At 61.1% G+C, this 7158-nt stretch carries 6 protein-coding genes and 2 pseudogenes; 1 reads left to right on the top strand and 7 read right to left on the bottom strand.

The features are described from left to right. Positions 1–140: 140 nt before the first annotated feature. From ACIP90_RS18670 to ACIP90_RS18680, 3 genes and pseudogenes are all read right to left on the bottom strand, one after another. The gene (locus tag ACIP90_RS18670; protein WP_400581111.1) at positions 141–926 is read right to left on the bottom strand and encodes an MFS transporter; all 786 of its coding nucleotides are present in this window, start codon (positions 924–926) and stop codon (positions 141–143) included. Next, positions 912–1481 (bottom strand): annotated as a pseudogene (locus tag ACIP90_RS18675) (MFS transporter); the annotation flags it as partial. The gene ACIP90_RS18670 and the pseudogene ACIP90_RS18675, both read right to left, overlap by 15 nt. Beyond that, positions 1450–2415 (bottom strand): sugar phosphate isomerase/epimerase family protein, encoded by a 966-nt coding sequence (locus ACIP90_RS18680; RefSeq protein WP_400581097.1) that lies wholly within the window; start codon positions 2413–2415, stop codon positions 1450–1452. The pseudogene ACIP90_RS18675 and the gene ACIP90_RS18680, both read right to left, overlap by 32 nt. Before the next feature lie 489 nt (positions 2416–2904). On the opposite strand from ACIP90_RS18680, the gene ACIP90_RS18685 reads away from it, so the two are divergent. Next, positions 2905–3906 (top strand): LacI family DNA-binding transcriptional regulator, encoded by a 1002-nt coding sequence (locus tag ACIP90_RS18685; RefSeq protein ID WP_400581099.1) that lies wholly within the window; start codon positions 2905–2907, stop codon positions 3904–3906. A 426-nt stretch (positions 3907–4332) separates the two neighbouring features. Here the strand turns inward: ACIP90_RS18685 and ACIP90_RS18690 are convergent, their stop codons facing one another. The 4 genes and pseudogenes from ACIP90_RS18690 to ACIP90_RS18705 all read right to left on the bottom strand — a co-directional run. Beyond that, complete coding sequence (locus ACIP90_RS18690) at positions 4333–4563, bottom strand: cold-shock protein (RefSeq protein ID WP_400581100.1); 231 nt, start codon at positions 4561–4563, stop codon at positions 4333–4335. Between the two features lie 495 nt (positions 4564–5058). Next, positions 5059–5883: an alpha/beta hydrolase gene (locus ACIP90_RS18695; protein WP_400581102.1), complete on the bottom strand. Its 825-nt coding sequence runs from the start codon at positions 5881–5883 to the stop codon at positions 5059–5061. A 339-nt stretch (positions 5884–6222) separates the two neighbouring features. Continuing rightward, on the bottom strand, positions 6223–6768 hold the full coding sequence (locus ACIP90_RS18700; protein ID WP_400581104.1) for a hypothetical protein: 546 nt from the start codon (positions 6766–6768) through the stop codon (positions 6223–6225). Positions 6769–7064: 296 nt separating this feature from the next. After that, positions 7065–7158 (bottom strand): annotated as a pseudogene (locus tag ACIP90_RS18705) (integrase core domain-containing protein); the annotation flags it as partial.

Below are 7158 nucleotides of genomic sequence, written 5' to 3' on the forward strand. Positions count from 1 at the left end.
GTGGTCAAATGCTCGCCCTCTCCCGCAAGGTTCTGGGCCCACCTCTAATGAGGTCTTGTGGCGCGGCATTCAATTTCAACTGCAGGTCCAGTGGGGTCGGGAACCTGATGCTTCCGACTTGATTGAGGATGGCTGGCCGTTCATGGCCGGATGAGCGGTACCTGCCTAGTGAAGCGACGCTGAAGTTCCTCCTCTACCTTTTCCAAGCTGCGGCCTTTGGTTTCGGGAATTGATCGGATGTAGAAGATGAGTGTTCCGATATTGATCACGGCGAAGAGGAAGAATGTAGAGCCTTGGATCGAGTCGATAAGGATGGGGAAGACCAAGGACACGATCGTGTTGGCGATCCAGACGAAGGAGATCGCGAGTCCTGTAGCGAATCCACGGATCCTCAACGGGAAGATCTCGGCCAGCAGGAGCCAGAAGATCGGCCCGATGCAGGCCTGCATGAACAGGAGGAATAGCAACATGCCTGCCGGGACGAGGTAGGAGCGAAGTGAAGACTCCGGCAAAAGGAAGAAGATGCCGATGAGAGCCAGTGCCGCGGTCAGTCCGGCTTGGCCGGTAATGATGATTGGACGCCGGCCAATTCCACGATGCAGCAGATAAATGCCCAGCAGGGTTGCGAGCACGGACACTACGCCGTTGCAGATGGGTGCCACCAGGGACGCTTGCGTATCCAGCCCCGTTGAAATCAGGACCGAAGGCGCGAGCCACATGATGCTGTTGACGCCTGTTGTCTGTGAAAGGAATGCAATAGCAATCCCGAGGAAGACAAGTTTACGAATCCATGGTGTTTGAGGTCCCGGGTGCTGCCCGTTCTGCTCCCGGCGTCTTTTGCCGCCGATGCCTGCATCTCCTGAAGTTCCTCGTCGATAATGTCCGCCGGTCGCGTACGGAGCAGCGACTTTCGAGCTGTAAGCGATGAGCTGGCCGGTAACGATCATCAGTTCGTTCACCGTGACAATCTGCCCGCGTCGTGAGGCTGGGGCGAGCTCGGCGAGGAAGACCGGCTCAGTGGCCGAGGCTCCGCCCACGGCCAGACCGAGAATGAAGCGGGCAACTATGATTGTGGCGGTGTTCGGAGCGATGGCACACCCGATGGCACCAATGAAGAAGATCACCGCGAGCAACATGATGTTGCGTTTGCGGCCCTGTCAATCCGAGAGGCGTCCGCCAAACAGCGCCCCAAACGCCGCCCCGAAAACGAGGGAAGCGGTCACAACGCCTTCTTGGGCGGCGGTGAGCTCCAGCCCGCCTGCGCTTCCAGGCAGTGTCATGAATGGAAGGGCGCCGCTGATGACGCCGGTGTCATAGCCGAACAGCAAGCCGCCAAGGGTCGCGATCGCAGTGATCAATCCCAGCTTCGGGCCAGTGGATTCGGTAATGCGGGGTTTTCCGAGTACAGGAGACGTCTGCGTCTGCATATTGGTCCTTTGTGTGGGAGGGTCAGATGCGGGCGGGAGCCCAGTCCGGGGCATCACGGAGCAGCACGGAACTCAGGAGTTCGGCAGACTTGCGGACGCCTTCGCCGGAGTTCACAAGGACGTCCTCGTGCTCGATGTTAAGCGGGCCGTTGTAGCCGACTGACCGCAGGCTGTAAACGAAGTCTGCCCAGAATGCGGCACCGCCGGGATGGCCTAGACCAAGGGTCACGTAGTTCCAGGATCGGTCCGTGGCGCGGGCCGGGGGCAGCGTGTCGAGAATGCCGTTGACTGCAGTGTTGGGCGTCTCAATGCGGGCGTCTTTGGCATGTACGTGGAAAATTGAGGAGCCCAGCGCGCGTATGACCGCAAGAATGTCCGCGCCCATCCACATGAGATGGGACGGATCGAGGTTTGCACCAACGACGTCGTCACCGACAATGCCCTGCAGCCGCTTCATTGTGGCCACATTGAAGACGAGTTGCCGCCCGTGCATTTCAACCGCCAGGCGAACGTTATGGCTTCTTGCGAATTCAGCGAGCTGAAGCCAGTAGGGCTCTGCTACTTCTGACCATTGGTATTCCAGGATCTCAAGCGTCTCCGGCGGCCACGATGTAGTGATCCAGTTAGGCGCCTTCTCACCCCGCGCGCCGGGAAGCCCGGACATCAGAACAACCGTGGGCACGCCCATCTCGGAGGCCACCCTTATGGTGTCGCGCACGACCCTGTCGTGGGCAGGTCCGGTCACGGGATGGAGCTGATTTCCATTCGCGTTCAGTGCGCTCAGGGTGAGCCCGCGGGAGCTGATGGCTTCAACAAGGGCCTTGCATGCTGAGGTGCTGGAAACGAGCTGGTCGAGGTTTGCATGGGGGGAATCGGACCAGTTGCCGGTGGCGATCTCCACAGTGTCCATGCCAAGTTCGGCTGCAATATCGAGCACCTGCTCGAGCGGACGCGAACCCAGGGAGTCGGTAATTAGTCCGAGTTGCATGAGTGTTCCTTTCCTACGTCTTTGTGCGGAAATGAGGACGAGCAGGCTATCTAAAGCTTTAGATCCCGATGTTAGACATAATGTCCTTACATATCAAGAGTCTGGAGCGTGGTACTCAGAGCATGGGAGAGGGGCCCGGGCAGGACGATGTCCTGTTCGTCGCCCCTGAGATGTCGAGACGATGCCCTGTCACGGTGCTGCCGATGACGTCCGATTGCGGCTCAACGTGGGCAGTGAGGCCTTTCGGTCATCCGCGCCGATCCTGCTGAAACCGCAAGGGCCATGCCTTCGGGAACGCGGATACTGGCAGGCTGCAGTTCGAAAGCCACGCTCACGGCGTTGGACGTATCGGACCCGCGCGGGCTGATTGCCGCCAATGGCGGTGGGTTGCCTATGCGGGCGTTCATAGGACCAGGCGAGCCAAAGACCGGAGAACTTAGTTCCCATGTCCGCGCTGTCAGAAGCAGGAGGCGATAGGATCACTCCATAGTGCCTAGTCATCATAAGAACGCCAAGCGAGTCGGAATCATTGACGTCGCGCGCGAAGCAGGCGTGTCAACGGCAACAGTCAGCTTCGTTCTCGCAGGAAAGGCGCCGGTGGCGGACGCCACGCGTGAACGGGTCCTGGAAGTGGTTCGCCAACTGGGCTACCAGCGCAACCGGCACGCCCGCGCACTGCGCCGCGGCGCGCCGAAGTCGCTATCAGCCGTGGTGCCGGACGTCACCAACCCTTTCTATGCGGAGCTCATCGCCGCCATCGAGAATGCGGCGAGCGGCAGGGGTTTCATGCTCTCACTTATGAACTGCCAGCTGGATCGCGCCCGCGAGGTGTCTTATTTAGGCGCCGTATTCGACGAGGTGCCGGATGGGATCATCTATGTCCCCATGACAAGCGACGCTGTGCATGAAGTAGAGTCCCGCTTCAATTCCGGTCCGCCGATTGTAATCGTGGATGAGATAACGTCCCATGCGGGCGCCGGCGCGGTGTCCGTTGACAACGAAGCGGGAGCCCGCATGGTGGCACGCCATTTTCATTCACTCGGACGCCGGCGCGCGCTGGTAACCGGCCCGCCGCGGGGACTGCCGACGTCGGCAAGCCGAGCCGCAGGATTCATCGACGAAGCCGCGAAGGTAGGCCTTGAGGTAGGGCAGGCGGCGTTCGGTCAGGTCCGTACCTCCGACGCCGGTGCCGTCGCAGCCGACATACTTATCGGTGATCGAACCATCGACGCCTACTTTGCCGGCAATGACGTCCTCGCCATCCAGGTTCTCTTCGAGCTGCAGCGAGCCGGCATACGGGTGCCCGAGGATATCGCCATTTGCGGCTTCGACGGCATCGGCTGGGGGCAAATGATTACACCGCGGCTAACTACCGTGCGGCAACCGATCGAACAGATCGCCAATGCTGTCATGGATCTCATCTCAATACCCCAGGGCGAACACCAAGACATCGTCCTGCCCGTCGAGTTCATGCGTGGCCAGACAACGTAGCCTGGCGGTTCCGCTGTCGGCAGGATGACGATCGAACACCCACGTCAGAAATCAGCTCCCTCTTAAGCGAGTTCGCCGCAGCCCCGAGTCAACAAAACCGGGGGCAGTCCCAGGGCCTTCTGGTAGGACTCTGCCTGCTGACCAACCTGAACAAGGCTGCTGATGGATTGGCGAGGGCGATCGCAAGCGAAAAGCCCGCGGGAGTTGACTACTCAGCGTCTTTTATGGCCAAACCTGCCTTTGCCAGGCCGTTCGGCCTAATGTTCGTTTTGGTCGGGACTCTATTCATTTTCAGCATCTTCTCTGGTCCATGAACGCTTCCGTGGTTTGGAGGGCGGAGCTGTCTGATCCAGCTCTGCCTGGGAGTCGGAGCGAAGCGCGGATAAAGCCGGCTAGCCAGACAGAGGCCGCCCGGTAAAGGTTCGGCTAGGAACGCTCAACGTAGTCGGCAACGATGGTGAATTCATCCTGTTGCGCTTTGTGCCAAGCGAGTCTCACTTTCTCGCCTGGGACAAGTTCGAGAATCTCATTTTCTCTCTGGACGATGCACGAGAAGTGGGCGAAGCATTCTTCGACCACGCCCTCAATCTGGATGGATCCCCACCCTTCTTCGCGGTGCCAGCTCTTCACGGTTCCCTTGCTCAGAGGTTCATCCATGGCACCGATGATAGCCATCTCCTTTTCTTGGCCACTGAGGGTCGGTTGTGTGGACGGATAGTTTTTCCGCCCGGGTCAGGGTTCCTGATACGACGAGTCCAACTGCAGCTTGCCCACAATCGCTCAGTGGGCGCCATCGGAAGCTGATCTACTTACGCGCATCCAACCCAATAGCGTTTCCAACACTGAGGGCTAGAAAGACGATCCGGAAAACGACGTGTCAAGTCAGGGATGCGATGATCACCTGCGGAAAACTCATCCTCGCGCATGAAGTCATGCCTACTGACTGTTTGGGGTATCCGACGCTACCGTTCCGTTGCGCTAGTCTGGTGGGAGTCCGTGCAATGGGAAAAGTTGGAGACACTAATGCAGGTGTGCACGGGAATGTGCTCTCGCTGCGTCTAGACGCCTTCCGCCGGGGACTTCCACCTGGCCATTGACGTGAAGCGTGTGTGGCGAGCGGCCGAAACGCGTGTCTACTCGGCGTCCTGAGCGTCAAGGGCACCCGGTTGCCCCGCCGCGGCCAGCCACGTCGACGAGGGCACGGATGAGTTTGGGACCCAGCGCCAGTGCTGCATCGTTGTGGTTCGCCGCCGCTACCTCCACCTCGATGACATAGTTTCCGGCGTCGCGGGCCGCCTGAGCCACGTCCCGGCTCTGCTGTGCGGGCACGATGGTGTCCGCGCTTCCGTAAACCACGGCGGTCGGGATGTCCGCTCGCACTACGTTCTCGCGTACCGGGTAGTGATCGCGAAGCATCCAGCCCACCGGCACGCCATAGGCTGCCCGGCCGACGTCGGCGAGCGAGGTAAAAGGTGAGCGCAGCAGCATCGCGGCTGGAGGATGCTCGGTGGCGAGCTCCGTGACCACCCCGGCGCCGATGCTCTCCCCGAAATAGACGAGCGAGCCGGCCGGTACTCCTGCCGCACCTGTCAGGAACTCGCGAGCGGCACGGACATCGCGCGCGAGACCGTCCTCGGACGGGTACCCGGGATTCGCCGCGTAACCGCGATAGTCGAAGAGCAGCACGCCGAACCCGAGCTCACTGATCGCTCGTCCCAGCCCTGCCCGATAAGCCCGGTTGCCGCCGTTGCCCGGTGCGACGAGCACGGTCGCGCGGCAGCCGTCTGCGGCTGGCAAGTACCAGGCACCGAGCTCGAGGTCGTCACTCGTCATGAGCGTGACTTCCTGGGCTCCGGGCAACAGCTCGGCGGCAGGGCGTGGCCGGCCGCGGTCGGGAAAATAGATGAGCGAGCGTTGGAAGAACCACGCCATGCCAATCAGGAGCCCGACGACGACGAACACGGTCGCGAGCGGCATGATCCTTCGCACCGTCAACTTTTTCGCCACCGTCTTATGATCGCAGAGCGGTTCCCGCCGCACACGGCACGTGACCCACGACCTGATCACCGACCGCTGACGCACGCCGTCGAGCACGTGTTAGACGGAGAAGAAGAAATTCGACAGTCGTGGGCAGACGGCATTTCTGCCGTGACGCCGGCGACCCGGATGCCCAATCACTTGGCGAGAGTGACGACGTTTTGGCTTCGTTCAAGTCGGTGACCATCGGCGTCATTATCCACAGCTCGCCGGTGTGACGTCCTGCGCTACGACGAGTGCGGCCCTTTCTGTCGCCGCAGTCTTCGCAGCGTTCAATATTCAGCCGGAGAAGGCTGACCAGGACTGGAGGGCGTGGTCGAGGGACAGCAGTTCCGAGTGCAGCGTCGACGTCGACGCCGTCTCGTTCTGGGTGAGCATGGAGACTGCCTTCAGGCGGGAGAGGGTGCGCTGGGCCAGCTCGTCCTGCTCGACAGGCCAGGGCCGGGCATTTTCCAGTTCCATCACCGCGGCTGTGGACAGCCGCTTCAGCTTAAGCGTGACGGCCGTGCATTCCAGGCTGCCCGTGCGGTTCAGACACATGTTGTCATTCCACTCCTTGATCCCCTCCCAGAGCCTGTGCCGGTGCTCCTCCACAATGACTGCCGGCGGAAGGGCTTTGGGGGCGGGTACGGGGGCGACGGGCAAGGTGGTGGACAGCCGTGGTGGGACCGGTGCGGGCGTCATCGTCTGGAGTTCAAGGTACATGCTTGTCTGCGGTGCCGGTGCCTGAGGGGCCGGTGCGGACGTTTGAGGAGGGGCCGGCTGGGTGCAGCCGGAGAGGAGGAGGGCAAGTGTCACTGTGGCCAACGACTTTGTCGGGCTCATGGGTAGGATGGTACGCCTTTGGTGCGAGCTGTTAAACCCGTACACGTGAACCGGCGAAGTCGACGCCGTTCTGGGCGGAAGATGATCCTACTCACGAGGCCATGTTAGGCCGCAATGCGACTCCAGGGCCGAGGAGAGGTTCCGGGTTCCATAGACCTGGCTGGGCCCCACGATCGGGGAATTATCAAGTCGCCGGGATGCCGGCTCAACCGCTCCAAGGGGCCGAGACCCTAGCCCTTCCGAGCGAGCCCATCTGCCCACGCGCCGCCGAATATGTGAACCCATGGTCCACCGTCGTAGGCCCATTCCTCGAGGAGGATGCGGTTGAAACGCTCGACCTTGCCGTTGGTCTGGGGCCTATAGGGTCTGGTGCGTTTGTGGCTGATTCCG

The sequence above is a fragment of the Arthrobacter sp. NPDC093139 genome (genome assembly GCF_044754165.1).
GTDB lineage: Bacteria > Actinomycetota > Actinomycetes > Actinomycetales > Micrococcaceae > Arthrobacter.

Bases quoted from the DNA above. Each gene is read 5' to 3' on its own strand.
- ACIP90_RS18680 (WP_400581097.1), bottom strand. From the start codon at position 2,415: ATGCAACTCGGACTAATTACCGACTCCCTGGGTTCGCGTCCGCTCGAG.
- ACIP90_RS18690 (WP_400581100.1), bottom strand. From the start codon at position 4,563: ATGGATGAACCTCTGAGCAAGGGAACCGTGAAGAGCTGGCACCGCGAA.
- ACIP90_RS18695 (WP_400581102.1), bottom strand. From the start codon at position 5,883: ATGCCGCTCGCGACCGTGTTCGTCGTCGTCGGGCTCCTGATTGGCATG.
- ACIP90_RS18700 (WP_400581104.1), bottom strand. From the start codon at position 6,768: ATGAGCCCGACAAAGTCGTTGGCCACAGTGACACTTGCCCTCCTCCTC.